General features: G+C 72.9%; 15 protein-coding genes. 7 read left to right on the top strand and 8 right to left on the bottom strand.

The features are described 5' to 3' along the window. Positions 1-115 precede the first annotated feature (115 nt). Positions 116-1,024, bottom strand: a complete 909-nt coding sequence (locus EAO70_RS19905) for an NAD(P)-dependent oxidoreductase (RefSeq protein WP_148004231.1) — start codon at positions 1,022-1,024, stop codon at positions 116-118. Positions 1,025-1,095: 71 nt separating this feature from the next. Between EAO70_RS19905 and EAO70_RS19910 the strand changes: the two genes are divergently transcribed. After that, on the top strand, positions 1,096-1,503 hold the full coding sequence (locus tag EAO70_RS19910) for a MerR family transcriptional regulator (RefSeq protein ID WP_148004232.1): 408 nt from the start codon (positions 1,096-1,098) through the stop codon (positions 1,501-1,503). A 156-nt stretch (positions 1,504-1,659) separates the two neighbouring features. On the opposite strand, the gene EAO70_RS19915 is transcribed toward EAO70_RS19910, so the two are convergent. Further along, a complete protein-coding gene (locus EAO70_RS19915) occupies positions 1,660-2,097 on the bottom strand; it encodes a MarR family winged helix-turn-helix transcriptional regulator (RefSeq protein WP_148004233.1) in 438 nt (145 codons plus the stop codon). A 114-nt stretch (positions 2,098-2,211) separates the two neighbouring features. Here EAO70_RS19915 and EAO70_RS19920 point away from each other — a divergent pair, with 114 nt between their 5' ends. The 3 genes from EAO70_RS19920 to EAO70_RS19930 all read left to right on the top strand — a co-directional run bounded on the left by EAO70_RS19920 (position 2,212) and on the right by EAO70_RS19930 (position 4,676). Then, positions 2,212-3,231: an NADP-dependent oxidoreductase gene (locus tag EAO70_RS19920; RefSeq protein ID WP_148004234.1), complete on the top strand. Its 1,020-nt coding sequence runs from the start codon at positions 2,212-2,214 to the stop codon at positions 3,229-3,231. Positions 3,232-3,295: 64 nt separating this feature from the next. Then, a complete protein-coding gene (locus EAO70_RS19925) occupies positions 3,296-3,718 on the top strand; it encodes an organic hydroperoxide resistance protein (RefSeq protein WP_148004235.1) in 423 nt (140 codons plus the stop codon). Between the two features lie 118 nt (positions 3,719-3,836). Further along, positions 3,837-4,676: an EI24 domain-containing protein gene (locus tag EAO70_RS19930; RefSeq protein ID WP_148004236.1), complete on the top strand. Its 840-nt coding sequence runs from the start codon at positions 3,837-3,839 to the stop codon at positions 4,674-4,676. Positions 4,677-4,695: 19 nt separating this feature from the next. Here EAO70_RS19930 and EAO70_RS19935 read toward each other — a convergent pair whose 3' ends face one another. Further along, positions 4,696-5,658: a LysR family transcriptional regulator gene (locus EAO70_RS19935; RefSeq protein ID WP_148004237.1), complete on the bottom strand. Its 963-nt coding sequence runs from the start codon at positions 5,656-5,658 to the stop codon at positions 4,696-4,698. A gap of 146 nt (positions 5,659-5,804) precedes the next feature. On the opposite strand from EAO70_RS19935, the gene EAO70_RS19940 reads away from it, so the two are divergent. Further along, positions 5,805-7,994 carry a M4 family metallopeptidase gene (locus EAO70_RS19940; protein WP_261992953.1) on the top strand — a complete coding sequence of 730 codons (2,190 nt, stop codon included), beginning with the start codon at positions 5,805-5,807 and terminating at the stop codon, positions 7,992-7,994. A 96-nt stretch (positions 7,995-8,090) separates the two neighbouring features. Here EAO70_RS19940 and EAO70_RS19945 read toward each other — a convergent pair whose 3' ends face one another. Both EAO70_RS19945 and EAO70_RS19950 read right to left on the bottom strand, forming a co-directional pair. Continuing rightward, positions 8,091-8,816: a carbon-nitrogen hydrolase family protein gene (locus EAO70_RS19945; protein WP_148004238.1), complete on the bottom strand. Its 726-nt coding sequence runs from the start codon at positions 8,814-8,816 to the stop codon at positions 8,091-8,093. Then, positions 8,813-9,415, bottom strand: a complete 603-nt coding sequence (locus EAO70_RS19950) for a TetR/AcrR family transcriptional regulator (protein WP_148004239.1) — start codon at positions 9,413-9,415, stop codon at positions 8,813-8,815. Before EAO70_RS19950 ends, EAO70_RS19945 begins: the two co-directional genes overlap by 4 nt. Before the next feature lie 151 nt (positions 9,416-9,566). Between EAO70_RS19950 and EAO70_RS19955 the strand changes: the two genes are divergently transcribed. Next, positions 9,567-12,068 carry a glycoside hydrolase family 3 protein gene (locus EAO70_RS19955; protein ID WP_148004240.1) on the top strand — a complete coding sequence of 834 codons (2,502 nt, stop codon included), beginning with the start codon at positions 9,567-9,569 and terminating at the stop codon, positions 12,066-12,068. Positions 12,069-12,125: 57 nt separating this feature from the next. On the opposite strand, the gene EAO70_RS19960 is transcribed toward EAO70_RS19955, so the two are convergent. Beyond that, positions 12,126-13,019, bottom strand: coding sequence for an SGNH/GDSL hydrolase family protein (locus EAO70_RS19960; protein ID WP_148004241.1), 894 nt, complete (start codon positions 13,017-13,019; stop codon positions 12,126-12,128). Between the two features lie 260 nt (positions 13,020-13,279). Between EAO70_RS19960 and EAO70_RS19965 the strand changes: the two genes are divergently transcribed. Next, positions 13,280-13,774: a DUF3145 domain-containing protein gene (locus EAO70_RS19965; protein WP_148004242.1), complete on the top strand. Its 495-nt coding sequence runs from the start codon at positions 13,280-13,282 to the stop codon at positions 13,772-13,774. Between the two features lie 140 nt (positions 13,775-13,914). On the opposite strand, the gene fabF is transcribed toward EAO70_RS19965, so the two are convergent. Together fabF and EAO70_RS19975 are read right to left on the bottom strand one after the other, a co-directional pair. After that, complete coding sequence (gene fabF / locus EAO70_RS19970) at positions 13,915-15,177, bottom strand: beta-ketoacyl-ACP synthase II (RefSeq protein ID WP_148004243.1); 1,263 nt, start codon at positions 15,175-15,177, stop codon at positions 13,915-13,917. A gap of 79 nt (positions 15,178-15,256) precedes the next feature. Then, the gene (locus EAO70_RS19975) at positions 15,257-15,505 is read right to left on the bottom strand and encodes an acyl carrier protein (RefSeq protein ID WP_015033413.1); all 249 of its coding nucleotides are present in this window, start codon (positions 15,503-15,505) and stop codon (positions 15,257-15,259) included. Positions 15,506-15,555: the final 50 nt, after the last annotated feature.

Genomic DNA, 15,555 nt, shown 5'->3' on the forward strand with positions numbered 1-15,555 from the left:
TACGCGCCCGCTTGACCTTCACACCGGTATCAACGTTCACGATGCTGCCATGACCGACAGAACAGCCGCACCCGTGAACGCATCCGCCACCGCCCCCGAACCGCGGTGAGCGGCGTCAGTCCTTCCCGGGCCTGCCGAACTCCTCGATCAGGGCGGGGTACTGCTCCCCGCCGTGGCCCGCGGCGATCGCGCGGTCGGCCATCGCCTTGAACAGCTTCGGCAGTTCGGCGTTGACGCCCAGCGCCTCGCTCTCGCCGATCAGGTGCTCCATCGCCCGCGCGTCCGTCTCCAGGGCCGACGCCTCGGCCGGGAAGGAGCCGGCGTCGATCTGCTCGGCGTACCCCGGGAGCCAGCCGGCGACCTCGGTGGCGATCCGCCGGGCGAACGGCGCGTACGTGGCCGCGTCGACGCCCGCCTTCCCCAGCATGGCCGTGCCCTGGAGCCAGGCGTTCAGGACGCTCCACATCATGGCCAGGCCCGCCACGTCGTACAGGGACGCGAGCCCGTGGTCCTCGCCGAGGTGGCTGACGGTGCCGAGCGCCGCGAGGGCGGGGGCGTGGGCGTCGAAGTCCGCCCGGGGGCCGCTGTGCAGGACGATCGCCTCGGCGGTGCCGATCGCGGGCGGGACGGCCATGACGGCGCCGTCCAGGTAGCGGGCGCCGCGGAGTCCGGCCCAGCGGGCGGTCGCGCGGGCCTGGGCCGAGTCGCCCGAGGTCAGGTTGACCAGGGTCGTGCCGTCGAGGGTCACGCCGTCCGCGCCGAGCAGCTCGTGCACGGCGTCGTAGTCGGTGAGGCAGACGACCGTCAGGGGGCTCGCGTCGAGCGCGGCGCCGATCGAGGGCGCCAGGCGCGCACCCCGGGCCACCAGGTCGGCGGCCTTGGAAGACGTACGGTTCCACACGACGGTGGGGTGTCCGGCGGCCAGGAAGGCACCGGCGAGGGCCCGGCCCATCAGGCCGAGTCCGACGACGGTCACGGGGGCGGTGGCGGATGCGTTCACGGGTGCGGCTGTTCTGTCGGTCATGGCAGCATCGTGAACGTTGATACCGGTGTGAAGGTCAAGCGGGCGCGTACGGGATCGAGGGCGGGGTTGCGGTGCGGATAGGGGAGTTGAGCCGTCGGACGGGTGTCCACGCCCATCAGCTGCGCTACTACGAGGCCCAGGGCCTCCTGGAGGCCGGCCGGGGCGCCAACGGGTACCGGGAGTACGACGAGGGCGCCGTGCTGAGGGTGCGGCAGATCCGGCATCTGCTCGCCGCGGGGCTGTCCTCGGATGACATCGCGTATCTGCTGCCGTGCGCGGTCGGCGAGGCCCCGGAGCTGGTCGGCTGCCCCGAGCTGCTGGCCGCCATGCGGTCGCGGCTGGGGCGGATCGAGGACCGGATGGAACAGCTGGCCCGGTCCCGCGACGCGCTCGCCCTCTACATCGACGCGGCCGAGCGCGCGGGCACCGAGGACTGCCCGCCCTTCGACGGCTCCGCCCGGGAGGCCGTCCCGGCCTGACCGGCGCGGGCCCTGGCCTGACCAAGTCGGTTCGGTCCCGGGGCTCCCGGCCTGACCGGCGCGGTCCGGGCCCCAGGCTCCGGCCTGACCGGCGCGGTCCGGCCCCCGGGCTCCCGGGCGAGCCGGGCTCGCCGGGCCCCCGGCCCCTGCGCCGCCCTAGACCTCCGGCTGGACGCCCAGCATCCGCTTGAGCAGGTCCCGCAGCAGTGTCCGCTCGACCTCGGTCAGCTCGCCGAGCGGCTCCCGCGCGAAGTCCAGGGACTCGCGCAGCCGGAGGGCCGTCGCGCGGCCCTGCTCCGTGGGGACGGCCAGCTTGACGCGGCGGTCCGCCGGGTCCGGGCGGCGCTCCACCAGGCCGCGGGCCTCCAGGCGGTCCACTATCCCGGTGATGTTGGACGGCTCGCACTTCAGCTTCTGGGCGATGCGGCGCATCGGCAGCGGATCCAGCGAGAGCAGGCCGAGGACCCGGGCCTGCGCGCCGGTCAGCGCGTGCTGCGCGGCGGCCTGCTCGTACTCCTCGTAGTAGCGCGCGACGACCGTGCCGATCAGCTCGACGACTTCGAGGGTCACGGGGTCCGTGCGTGGGGTGGCCATGCCCCCATCCTACCCGGATGCTTGACAACATGAAATATCCAGGTGCATGGTTGTTTCAGGTAGTGAACCTTTTGTGATCTGAAGCTTTTCGTACGTTCTCTGGAGGCCGTGCTCATGTCCGTTCTTCCCGCGTCCAGCCGTGAGTGGCACCTCGTCGCCCGTCCGCACGGCTGGCCGACCCCCGCGGACTTCGCGCTCCGTGAGACCCCCGTCACCGAGCCCGCCGAGGGCCGGATCCTGGTCAGGAACCTGCACTTCTCCGTCGACCCGTACATGCGCGGCCGCATGAACGACGTGAAGTCGTACATCCCGCCGTTCCAGCTCGACCGCCCCATGGACGGCGGAGCGGTCGGCGAGGTCGTCGCCTCCAACGCCGAGGGCTTCGCCGTCGGCGACCACGTCCTGCACGGCCTCGGCTGGCGCGAGTTCGCCGACGTCCCGGCCCAGCACGCCACCAGGGTCGACCCGGCGCTCGCCCCGCTCTCCGCCTACCTCGGCGTCCTCGGGATGACCGGCCTCACCGCCTATGCCGGCCTCTTCGACGTGGCCTCCTTCAAGGAGGGCGACGCCGTCTTCGTCTCGGGCGCCGCCGGTGCCGTCGGCAGCCAGGTCGGCCAGATGGCGCGGCTGCGCGGCGCCTCCCGCGTGATCGGCTCGGCCGGCTCCGACGAGAAGGTGAAGTTCCTCGTCGAGGAGCTCGGCTTCGACGCCGCCTTCAACTACAAGAACGGCCCGGTCAAGGACCAGCTCCGCGAGGCCGCCCCGGACGGCATCGACGTCTACTTCGACAACGTCGGCGGGGACCACCTCGAAGCCGCGATCTCCTCGCTCAACGTGCACGGCCGCGCCACCATCTGCGGCATGATCGCCCAGTACAACGACACCGAGCCGGTCCCCGGCCCGCGCAACATGGCCATGATCATCGGCAAGCGGCTCCGGCTCCAGGGCGTGCTCGTCGGCGACCACTACGGCCTCCAGGAGCAGTTCGTCCAGGAGGTCGGCGGCTGGCTCGCCTCCGGCGAGCTCAAGCACCGCGAGACCTTCGTCGAGGGCATCGAGAACGGCGTGGACGCCTTCCTCGGTCTGCTCCGCGGGGACAACACCGGAAAGATGATCGTCTCGGTGACCGGTTAGTCTTCCCTCAGCCGCCGCGATCGTGGGCGCGAGTCGCGGCGAACCGATGAAGGAAGTACCTCGCATGCCGATCCAGCACTCCGACGTCCTGTACACCGCCGTCGCCACCGCCGAGGGCGGGCGTGACGGTCGTGTCGCCACCGACGACGGCAAGGTCGACGTCGTCGTGAACCCGCCCAAGGCCATGGGCGGCTCCGGCGAGGGCACCAACCCCGAGCAGCTCTTCGCGGCGGGCTACAGCGCCTGCTTCCAGGGCGCGCTCGGTGTCGTCGCCCGCAACGAGAAGGCCGACATCACCGGCTCGACGGTCACCGCCGAGGTGGGCATCGGCAAGAACGACGACGGCTTCGGCATCATCGTCAAGATCTCGGCGTCGATCCCCAACGTGGACGCCGAGACGGCGAAGAGCCTGATCGAGAAGGCGCACCAGGTCTGCCCGTACTCCAAGGCGACCCGCGGCAACATCACGGTCGAGCTCGCCGTCTGAGCCCACCGGCCGGCCGGGCCGAGCCGCCGAGGACCGCACCCCGACCCGTCGGGGTGCGGTCCTCGCCGCATGTCGGGCGCCACGCGGGCGCCCGGGATCCACCGATAGGGTGAGTCCCATGCGCGATCTCGGGGTGGGTTTCGGTTACCTGGTAAAGGGCCAGAAGTGGGTGGCCACGCACGGGCGGTGGTTCGGCTTCGGACTGCTGCCCGGACTCGTGACCCTCGTGCTCTACGCGGGCGCGCTCGTCGGCCTGGGCTACGGCGCCGACGACCTGGTCTCCTGGGTCACCCCCTTCGCCGACGACTGGTCCTCCCCCTGGCTCACGGCCTTCCGCGGCGCCCTGACCGCCCTGGTCTTCGCCTTCGGCCTCTTCCTCGCGGTCATCACCTTCACCGCCGTCACCCTGCTGGTCGGCCAGCCCTTCTACGAGTCCCTCTCCGAGGAGGTCGACCGCACCGAAGGCGGCGAGGTGCCCGAGTCCGGGCTGCCGCTCTGGCGGGAGCTGTGGATCTCGGCCCGCGACAGCCTGCGGGTCCTGCTCCGGGTCGCCTTCTACGGCATCCTCCTCTTCGCCTGCGGCTTCATCCCGGTGGTCGGCCAGACCGTCGTCCCCGTCCTCGGCTTCTGCGTCTCCGGCTTCTTCCTCGCCGAGGAGCTGACGGCCGTCGCGTTCCAGCGCCGCGGCGTCGAGCTCAAGGAGCGCCTGACGCTGCTCCGCGGCCGCCGGCTGGCCGTCCTCGGCTTCGGCGTTCCGCTGACCCTCGCCTTCATCGTGCCCTTCGTCGCCGTCTTCCTGATGCCGGGAGCGGTCGCCGGCGCCACCCTGATGGCCCGCGAGCTGGGCGGCGAGAACGACCGCGACGACCGGGACGAGACCTCCCCCGGGGCCGGCCGCGCGGACGGCGGTCTGCCCGCCCCCGGCGGCGGCAAGGGCCTGCCGCGCCTTCCCCGCTGAGGCGGGCCGGGACGCCGGCTCAGACGTCGAGGACGGGGTGCAGTTCCGGCCGGGCGTCCCACCACTCCCGGTAGAAGGCGTTGTTGTCCACGTTCGCCAGATAGGCGTGGACCGCCGCCCGGTACAGCAGCTCCGCCTGCCGGGCGGGGACCGCCGCCCGGTTCCAGGCCAGCCGGATCCTGCCCAGGACCGGGTCGCCCGCCAGCGGCCGTAGGACCGTGCCCTCGGCGTGTGGCGCGGTGGGCTGGCTCAGGGAGATCGCCCGGCCCGAGGCGATCAGGTCGTAGTGCATCTTCCGGTCGGCGACCCGGTGCCGCAGCGCGGGCGTGAACCCGGCCTTCGCGCACGCGGCGACCAGCGCCTCCGGCCCCCCGTCGTCGTCCTCCGTGAGCGTCATCCAGGACTCGCCGGCCAGCTCCGCCAGCGCGATCCGCTCCTTCCCGGCCAGCGGGTGCGCGGCCGAGAGACGCACGCAGAACGGCTCCCGGGGGACCAGCGTCCGGGCCGTGGTGCCCGCGGGCAGGGTCACCTCGTGCTCGTTGACCTCGCCGTACAGCACGGCGTCGTACCGGCCCGCGCCGAGCTGCCGGGTCAGGGTGGTCGCCGAGTGCTCCACGGTCACCGCGATGTCCTGCCCGGCCATCACCCGCTCCAGCTGCCCCAGCAGCCCGTCCACCAGGACGAGCAGGATGCAGCCGAGACGCAGCGGGGTGTCGTGGCTGACGGCCCGCGCCCCGGCGGCCAGCGCGTCCATCTCGCCGAGGACGAGCCGCGCCTTGGAGAGTACGAACTCGCCCAGCGGGGTGGGTTCCACACCGTTGCGGCCGCGCAGGAACAGCTCCCCGCCGGCGACCCGCTCGATGCGCCGGAGCTGCGCGGAGAGCGCGGGCTGCGAGACCCCGAGACGGCCGGCGGCGCGCCCCAGACTGCCCGCTTCCGCTATCCGGCAGACGGCCTCCAGATGCCTCAACTCCAGCTGCATTTCAGCAGCGTACGCAGCACCGCGCGGCCGCACCATAACCCGCGTCTTATGCCGGATGAGATGTCCCGAACAAGTCATGTGCACGCCCATACTCGGCGCGACGATCCGTCTCCCCCACCACGATCCCACCCCGATCGGAGCAGACGTTGCACCCCAGCAGACTCACGGCGGCCGTGGCCGCCCTGGCGCTCTCGGCGAGCCTCGCGACCGCCCTCGCCGGCACCGCCACCGCGGCCCCGAAGGCGCAGCCCGTACCCCCGGGCCAGGGCAGGTCCCTCGCACTCGCCGCCGCCGACGGCGCCGCGGCCAGCGGACTCGACGAGCTCCGGCACGGCACCGACGAGGAACTCGTCCGGACCTCGGTCACCCCGTGGACGAACGGCCTGTACTACGCCTCGTACGAGCGCACCTACCGCGGCCTTCCGGTCGCCGGCGGCGGCGACGCGGTCGTCCTCTCCGACAGCTCCGGAAAGGTCCGCGAGGTCACCGGCGCCCCGGCGCCCGCGATCAAGGTCTCCACGCGGGCGAAGGTCACCGCGGCCGAGGCCCTCACCACCGCCCGCGGGCAGCTCGCCTCGGTGGAGAGCGCGAGCGCCCCCGAGCTGACCGTGCTCCTCAAGGGCGGCAAGGCCGTCCTGACCTGGCACACGCTGGTCGTCGGCCGGACCGCCAAGGGCGCCCCGAGCTCCCTCGACACCTTCGTCGACGCCCGTACGGGCTCCGTCGCCCGCGCCACCGACAAGATCCTGCACGCCGACGGCCGCGGCTACCACAACGGCAACGTCACCATCGACACCGCCGCGGGCTCCATGACCGACACCAGCCGCGGCGCCTTCAAGTGCGGCGGGCAGAACGGCAGCGCGTACACGGGCTCCTCGCCCTGGGGCAACAACGGCGCCAACGACCTGGTGACCGCCTGCGTCGACATCATGTACGCGGCGCAGAAGGAACACTCCATGCTCAAGGAGTGGTTCGGCTACAACGGGCAGAACGGCCAGGGCGGCATGGTCCCGGCCCGCGCCGGACTCTCCGAGGTCAACGCGTACTACGACGGTACGAAGACGACGTACGGGCGGGCCCAGACCGGCTCGAACCAGCTCACCGGCATCGACGTCGTGGCGCACGAGTACGGCCACGAGATCTTCGACCGGACCCCGGGCAGCGCCGGCTCCTCCAACGAGAACGGCGGGCTCAACGAGTCCACCGGCGACATCTTCGGCGCGCTCACCGAGCACTACGCCAACAACCCGAACGACACCCCGGACTACACGGTCGGCGAGAAGGTCAACTTCTTCGGCGACGGCAAGCCGATCCGGAACATGTACAACCCCTCGCTCGTCGGCAACGACCCCAACTGCTACCCGCAGCTGAACTCGGGCACCGAGGTGCACGCGGCGGCCGGACCGCAGAACCACTGGTTCTACCTGCTCGCCGAGGGCTCCAACCCGGGCGGCGGAAAGCCCAACAGCCCCATATGTTCCGGCGGTCCGTCCTCGGTGACCGGTGTCGGCATCCAGAAGGCCGGCAAGATCTTCATGGGCGCCCTGCTCATGAAGACCTCCTCCTGGAACCACCTGGCCGCCCGCAGGGCGACCCTGACCAGCGCCAAGAACACCTACGGCAGCGTCGAGTGCAACGCGGTGAAGGCGGCCTGGAACGCGATCGGCGTGCCCGCCCAGTCCGGTGAGACCGACTGCGGCGGCACCACCACCCCGGACTTCTCGCTCGCCCTGAACCCGTCCTCCGGTTCGGTCCAGCCCGGTGCCTCCGTCACCTCCACGGTGAACACCAGCACCACCGGCGGCAGCGCGCAGACCGTCCAGCTCTCCGCGAGCGGCGCCCCGAGCGGTGTCACCGTCTCCTTCAGCCCGAGCTCGGTGACCTCCGGCTCCTCGTCCACGATGACCGTCCAGGTCGCGGCGGGCACGGCCAACGGCACCTACCCGATCACCGTCACCGGTACGGGCTCCGCCACCCACGCGGTCACCTACCAGCTGTCGGTCGGCACCACGACCCCGCCCACCGGCTGCGCGAACTCCGAGCACACCTACCAGGGCAGCCTGACCTCCGGCCAGCGGGCGGTCCAGCCGGACGGCTCCTACTACTACTCGGCGACCTCCGGCACCCACGTGGGCTGCCTGCGCGGTCCGGCCGGCAAGGACTACGACCTCTACCTGCAGAAGTGGAACGGCGCGAGCTGGGTCGACGTCGCCGTCGGCGGCACCGCGACGGCCGATGAGAACACCAGCTACAACGGCACCGCCGGCTACTACCGGTACGTCGTCCACGCGTACAGCGGCTCCGGCGCGTACACGCTGGGCCTGAGCGCCCCGTAAGGGGGTGGGACGGCGTCATGGACCGGGGGGTTCCGTGACGGCGTTCCCCGGAGCCGGGCGGCCGAAGTCCCACGGCCGCCCGGCTCTCCGCGTGCGTCACCGGCGCGGAGGGCCGACCTCGGCGAGTACGAACCCCGGTTCCGTGCCGCCCGCGTCCGCGATCCGGGCCCCGTCCGGGCCCCAGGCGCCGGCCGCGCCGCCGCCCACGCCGTCCTCGTTGGCCCCGAGGACGTTCCCGAGGACCACGTACAGGCCGAAGTCCCGGGCCCGTACCGGGTACACCGTCGCGAACGAGTCGTTGTCGGCGGCGAGCACCGAACTCGCCAGGTACACCGCGCAGGCGTCCTCGGCGGCGCGCGCCGCCAGTTCGGGGAAGCGGTTGTCGTAGCAGGTGGCCGTCGCGAACCGCACCCCGTCGAGCACGAACCGCCCGTCGGCGGCCCCCGCGACGAAGACCTCCCGCTCGATCCCGTACAGGTGCTGCTTGTCGTAGCGGGCGAGGAGTGCGCCGTCCGGGCCGAGGACCAGGGTCGTGACCGCGGGCCGGCCGTCCGCCGCCCGCACCGGCCCGCTGACGACGGCCGCCGCCGACACCGCGCGGCAGGCCTCCCGTACGGGGTCGAGCCGCGGGTCGTCCTCGGTGAGGACCAGCCCCGGGGTGTCCCGTATCAGCGTCGGCTCGTACCCGCTGAGGCACAGCTCGGCGAAGACGACCAGACGGGCGCCCTCCGCCCCGGCGGCCCGGACCAGCCCGGCGACGGTGTCCGCGTTGGCGGCGACGTCCCCGGCGACCGGGGCGAACTGGGTGGCTGCGACGATCATGCGCCCATCATCCCGCCCGGCCGGGGCTCGTGGTCCGCGTCCCCGTGCAGCAGGTGCAGGAAGTCGCGGAAGACGGCCGGCATGTCGACCGCCGCCGGGTCCAGGAGCCACTGGTACTGGAGGCCGTCCATCACCGCCGTCAGGAGCGGCGCCGCCCGCTCCGGGCTCAGCCCGGACGGCAGGCGGTCGCCGAACTCCAGCCGCAGCACCTGCGCCATGTTCGTCCGGACCTGCGCGTACCGCTCGGTGAAGAACTCCCGGGCCGGATGGCCGTCCGTGACGCTCTCGCCGAGGAGCGCGGAGAAGGTCTGCACGATGCCGGGCCGCATCGCGTTGTACTCGACGAGCGACTCGATCAGGTCGAGCCGCCAGCCCTCGCGGTCCCGGCCGCCGCTCGTGTCCCAGCGGTCGCGCTCCTCCAGGACGGCGACGAGCAGCGCCTCCTTCGTCGGGAAGTAGTGCAGGAGTCCCTGCTGGGTGAGGCCGACGCGCTCGGCGACGGAGCCGAGGGTGGCGCCCCGGTAGCCGCGCTCGGCGATCACTTCGAGGGCCGCGCGCAGGATCTCCGCCCGCCGCTCCTCGGTCCTGGCCCGCACCATCGTCCCGGCCCCTCTCCGCTCGTCGCTTCCGCACCAGGACCGTACCCCGTCCTATGATAACGAAGAAGTAACATCACCTACCGATCTACAGGTAACGCGGGGCACGATGGCGGCATCGGGGTCATCGGTACGTCAACGAGGAGGTACGGCCATGACGGAGACCAGCCCGGGCACGGCAGCGGGCACGGCGGCGGACGGCGCGGACGGCGCGGAGGGCGCGGCCGACAGGGCCCGCGAGGAGGCCGTCGAGGCGGCGCTCGCCAAACTCGACCTGGACACCAAGGCGCGGCTGCTGGCCGGCCAGGACATGTGGTCCCTGCCCGCCCTGCCGGAGATCGGCCTGACGTCCGTGGTCATGTCCGACGGCCCCATCGGCGTCCGCGGCGTCCGCTGGACCGCCGACGACCCGTCCGTCGCCCTGCCGTCCCCGACCGCGCTCGCCGCCGCCTGGGACCCCGCCCTCGCCCGCCGCGCGGGCCGCCTCCTCGCCCAGGAGGCGCGCCGCAAGGGCGTCCACGTCGTGCTCGCCCCCACGGTCAACCTGCACCGCACCCCGCTCGGCGGCCGCCACTTCGAGGCCTACAGCGAGGACCCCCTCCTCACCGGCGCCATCGGCACCGGCTACGTCCAGGGCGTCCAGGACGGCGGCGTCGGCACCACCGTCAAGCACTTCGTCGCCAACGACGCCGAGACCGACCGCTTCACCGTCGACAACCGGATCGCCCCGCGCCCGCTCCGGGAGCTCTACCTCGCCCCCTTCGAGGCCATCGTCGTGAACGCCCGCCCCTGGGGCATCATGACCGCCTACAACCAGGTCAACGGCGTGACCATGACCGAGCACCACCAGCTCGTCAACGAGGTCCTGCGCGGCGAGTGGGGCTTCGACGGCGCCAACGTCTCCGACTGGATGGCCGCCCGTTCCACCACCGGCGACCTCGCGGGCGGTCTCGACGTCGCCATGCCGGGCCCGCGGACCGTCTACGGCGAGGCCCTCGCCGCCGCCGTCCGCGCCGGCGAGGCCGAGGAGTCCGCGGTCGACACGGCCGTACGGAACGTCCTGCGGCTCGCCGCCCGCGTCGGCGCCCTGGAAGGCGCCCCGCCCGCCGTCGCCGAGCCGCCGGCCGCGATCGACGGCGACGCGCTCGCCCGCGAGATCGCCCGCCGCGGCTTCGTCCTCGTCCGCAACGAGAACGGCGCGCTGCCCCTGCGGCCCGGCGCGACCGTGGCCCTCTCCGGCGCCGCCGCCCGCGACGCCCGCATCCTCGGCGGCGGCTCCGCCCAGGTCTTCCCCGACCACGTCGTCTCCCCGCTCGACGGCATCACCGCCGCGCTCGCCGACGGCGCGCTCACCTACCACCTGGGCGCCGACCCCAGCGAGGAACTCACCCCGGCCGGCTCCGTCTCACCCGGCTTCGCCCTGCGCGCCCGCTGCCGCGACGCCTCCGGCGCCGTGCTCGGCGAGGGCTCCCTGCCCAACGGCCAGGTCCAGTGGATCGGCGACGACCTCCCGGCCGGCGTCACCCACGAGGCCCTCGCCTCCATCGAGGTCACCGGCACCTTCACCCCGCGCGAGTCCGGCGAGCACTCCTTCGGCACCCGCGGCCTCGGCGCCTTCACCCTCACCGTCGGCGGCGAGACCGTCTACGACGGCGTGCAGGCCATGGGCCCCGAGACCGACCCCTTCGAGGCCTTCTTCGGCTCCCCGGTCGAGCGCGCCAAGGTGACGCTCACGGCGGGCGAGACCGTCGAGGTGTCCCTGCTCCACACCCTCGACAAGGAGTTCGCGGCCCCGCTGCCGGCCGTCATGTTCTCCTTCGTCCACCTCGGTCCGCGCCGTGACCCCGACGAACTGATCGCCGAGGCCGTCGAGGCGGCCCGCGCCGCCGACACCGCCGTCGTGGTCGTCGCCACCACCGAGCGCGTCGAGTCCGAGGGCTTCGACCGCAAGGACCTCGCCCTGCCCGGCCGCCAGGACGACCTCGTACGAGCCGTCGCCGCCGTCAACCCGAACACCGTCGTCGTGGTCAACGCCGGCTCCCCGGTCGAACTGCCCTGGCGCGAGGACGTGGCCGCGATCCTGCTCGGCTGGTTCCCCGGCCAGGAGGGCGGCGCGGCCCTCGCCGACGTCCTCACCGGAGCCGAGGAGCCCGGCGGCCGCCTCCCCACCACCTGGCCCGTCGCCCTCGCGGACGTCCCCGTCACCGAGACCACCCCGACCGGGGGCCGGCTCGACTATGCCGAGGGCGTGTTCGTCGGCTACCGCGCCTGGGACCGGGCGGCCGCCGTCCCCGCGTACGCCTTCGGCCACGGCCTCGGCTACACGACCTGGTCGTACGACGCCCTGGCGGCCGGCCCCGGCACCGCGACCGTCCGGCTCACCAACACCGGCGACCGCCCCGGCCGCGAGGTCGTCCAGGTCTACCTGGCGCCCGTGGACGACACGGTGGAGCGCCCGGCCCGCTGGCTGGCCGGCTTCGCGAGCGTCGAGGCGGGCCCCGGCGAGACCGTGGAGGCCCGGATCACGCTGCCCCGGCGCGCCTTCGAGATCTGGGACGAGGAGCAGAACGGCTGGACCCTCGTCCACGGCGGTTACGAGGTCGTGGCGGCCCGCTCCCTCACGGCCGCCCGTCTGACCGTCACCGTCGAGATCTGATCCCGGCGGCACCCGAGACCGGCCCCGGGGCGGCACCTGACAACCGCCCCGGGGTCCTCACCCCGCCGTGATCCGCCGGTACGCGAGCTCCGCGAGCCGCGCCTGTCCCTCCCGGCTCGGATGGAAGAAGTCCCAGGGGCTCAACTGCGCGCTGTCGAAACGGAATCCGAAGACCGCCCCGCCGTCGTACCGGCAGCGCTCGTCCTTCGCGCACACCTCCGACAGCACCCGGTTGTACGCCACCACCCGGTCCTGCACCTCCGCGCGCCGCCGCTCCGCCGAGGCGCCCAGGTCCGCCGCGTCCGCCAGCATCGCCCCGCAGACGCCCAGCTTCCACACCTCGAGACCCATCGGAAGGACCCGCCCCGTCGACCACAGGTGCATCAGGGACGGCACGCTCGCCACGTACACCTGCGCCTTCGGCGCGTCCTTCCGCAGCCGGGCGAGCGCCGTCTCGAACTGGGTCCGGAAGTCGGCGACCGGTGTCATCAGCCTCGGCGTGGCCCGGCAGGCGTCGTTCGCGCCCATCATCACCGTGACCAGCTCGGGCCGTTCGGCGGCAGCCGCGGCCATCTGCTCCGGCAGCTCCGCCATGCGGGCCCCGGACCTCGCCAGGTTCCAGCTGCGGGTGGCGGCCTTCTCCGGGCCCAGCAGGCGCAGCGCGAGGCTGTTCACGGCGGTGTCCGTGCCCGTGGCCCAGGAGGACTCGGGGCAGTCCGCGAGGATCGCGCAGGCGTCGAACGCGCGGGTGACGGAGTCGCCGACGGCGGCGACGGAGGCGGGGGAGACGTCCCACAGCGAGCTCGGACTCGGGGCGGGCTTCGGGGTCCTCTGCGGCGTGGCCGCCGTCCCCGGGGCTCTCTCCGCGGGCTCCCCGGCGGTGCAGCCTGCCAGCGACCCCGCGCACAGCAGTGCCGCGACGGCGGTACGGATCCTGCGTCGGCCGCGCATCCCCGGCCCCTCCTTCGGCGTCCTGGCGGGTGAAAGCCTCGTGCTCGCCCGCCCCCGGACCGACCGTACGTCACACCGATGGCGGCGCGGCACGGTAGCTTTTCCCCCGTCGAACCAGAGGCACCTTTGCCGACCGGCTCCGGTAAATTACATCACGTCACATCCTGTCCCCTTTTTGATGGTTTGTGACCTTTTGCTCCTGATGCTGTTTACTGAGGCCGCTGGGAAAAGGCGAACCTCGTCCCACACTGGAGGTCCCGGTGACGACACGTGGAGTCCTGTACGTACACTCCGCACCGCGCGCGCTGTGCCCGCACGTCGAATGGGCGGTGGCGGGCGTCCTCGGTGCGAGGGTCCAGCTCGACTGGATCCGGCAGCCGGCGTCCCCCGGCACCTGGAGAGCCGAGCTCTCCTGGCAGGGCCGTACCGGCACCGCCTCGGAACTGGCCTCGGCGCTGCGCGGCTGGCAGCTGCTCCGCTTCGAGGTCACCGCGGAGCCCTGCCCCACGGCCGAGGGCGAGCGGTACAGCGCCACCCCCGACCTGGGCATCTTCCACGCCGTCACCGGCATGCACGGGGACATCCTGGTCCCCGAGGACCGGCTGAGGGCCGCCCTCGCGCGCTCCGCGCAGGGCGAGACCCAGCTGGAGGCCGAGATCGCCCGGCTGCTCGGCAAACCCTGGGACGACGAGCTGGAGCCCTTCCGGTACGCGGGCGAGGGCGCCCCCGTCCGCTGGCTGCACCAGGTCGTCTGACCCCCCGTCACGGCCCGCCGGGGCCGCCGCCCGACCGCGGCCCCCGGTCCCCGCGGCGCGCCCCCGAACAAGGCCGGAGCACACGACGGAGGCCCGCCCCCGGGCAGGGGGCGGGCCTCCGTCAGGCCGTGCGGCGCGCGTCAGACCGTGCGGAACGCCAGCACCACGTTGTGGCCGCCGAAGCCGAACGAGTTGTTGATCGCGGCGATCGTGCCCTGCGGCAGCTCGCGGGGCTCGCCGCGGACGATGTCGGCGTCGACCTCCGGGTCCAGCTCGTCGACGTTGATCGTCGGCGGGGCCAGCCGGTGGTGGAGCGCCAGGACCGTCGCGACGGTCTCGATGCCGCCCGCGCCGCCCAGGAGGTGGCCGGTCATCGACTTCGTCGCGGAGATCGCGACGTGGTCCAGGTCGTCGCCCAGGATCTTCCGCAGCGCCTTGATCTCGGCGACGTCGCCCTGCGGCGTCGACGTGGCGTGCGCGTTGAGGTGGACGACCTCGGACGGCTTGAGGTCCGTCGCGTCGAGCAGGTTCTGCATCGCGGCGGCGATGCCCCGGCCGGTCGGCTCGGGCTGCGCGATGTGGTGGCTGTCGGCCGACAGGCCCTGACCAAGGACCTCGCAGTAGACGCGGGCGCCACGGGCCTTCGCGTGCTCCTCGGACTCCAGGATCACCACGCCGGCGCCCTCGCCGAGCACGAAGCCGTCACGGCCGGTGTCGTAGGGGCGCGAGGCCTTCGTCGGCTCGTCGTTGCTCTTCGACATCGCCATCATGTTGGCGAAGGCGGCGATCGGCAGCGGGTGGATCGCGGCCTCGGTACCGCCGGCGACGACCACGTCGGCACGGCCGGTACGGATCATCTCGACGGCGTAGCCGATGGCCTCGGCACCCGACGCGCACGCGGAGACCGGGGTGTGGACGCCCGCCCGGGCGTTCACCTCCAGACCCACGTTCGCGGAGGGGCTGTTCGGCATGAGCATGGGCACGGTGTGCGGGGAGACGCGGCGGACGCCCTTGTCCTTCAGCACGTCGTACTGGTCCAGCAGAGTCGTTACGCCACCGATGCCGGAGGCGATGACCGACCCGAGCCGCTCGGGCACGACGGACGCGTCCTCGCCGGCCGGGGCGGTGTAGCCCGCGTCGGCCCACGCCTCACGGGCCGCGATCAGCGCGAACTGCGCCGAGCGGTCCAGCTTGCGGGCGAGCGGGCGGGGCAGGACGTCACCGGGGTCGACGGCGGCGGTCGCGGCGATCTGCACGGGCAGTTCGGCGAAGCGCTCGCCCTCCAGGGGCCGGACGCCGGAGCGCCCCGCGAGAAGACCTTCCCAGGTCGACGCGGAGTCGCCACCCAGCGGTGTGGTTGCGCCGATACCGGTGACGACCACGGTGCGATTGGTCGAGCTCACAGGAATTCGTTCTCCATGTGTGTGATGGTCGGAATACGGCGCCACCGCCGGGTGGCGGACCGAGTCAGCGAGGGCCGAATCAGGCCTGGTGCTTCAGGATGTAGTCGGCAGCGTCGCCAACCGTCTTGAGGTTCTTGACGTCCTCGTCCGGGATCTTGACGTCGAAGCGCTCTTCGGCGGCGACGACGACCTCGACCATGGAGAGCGAGTCGACGTCCAGGTCGTCGGTGAAGGACTTGTCCAGCTGGACGTCCTCGACCGGGATGCCGGCGATCTCGTTGACGATCTCGGCGAGGCCTTCGACGATCTGGTCCTGGGTGGCGGCCATGGTGGCGCTCCTTCTTGTGATTACTGGTGAAAAGGCGTCCGGGAGAACCG

It is taken from the genome of Streptomyces sp. adm13(2018) (genome assembly GCF_008042145.1).
Lineage (GTDB): Bacteria > Actinomycetota > Actinomycetes > Streptomycetales > Streptomycetaceae > Streptomyces.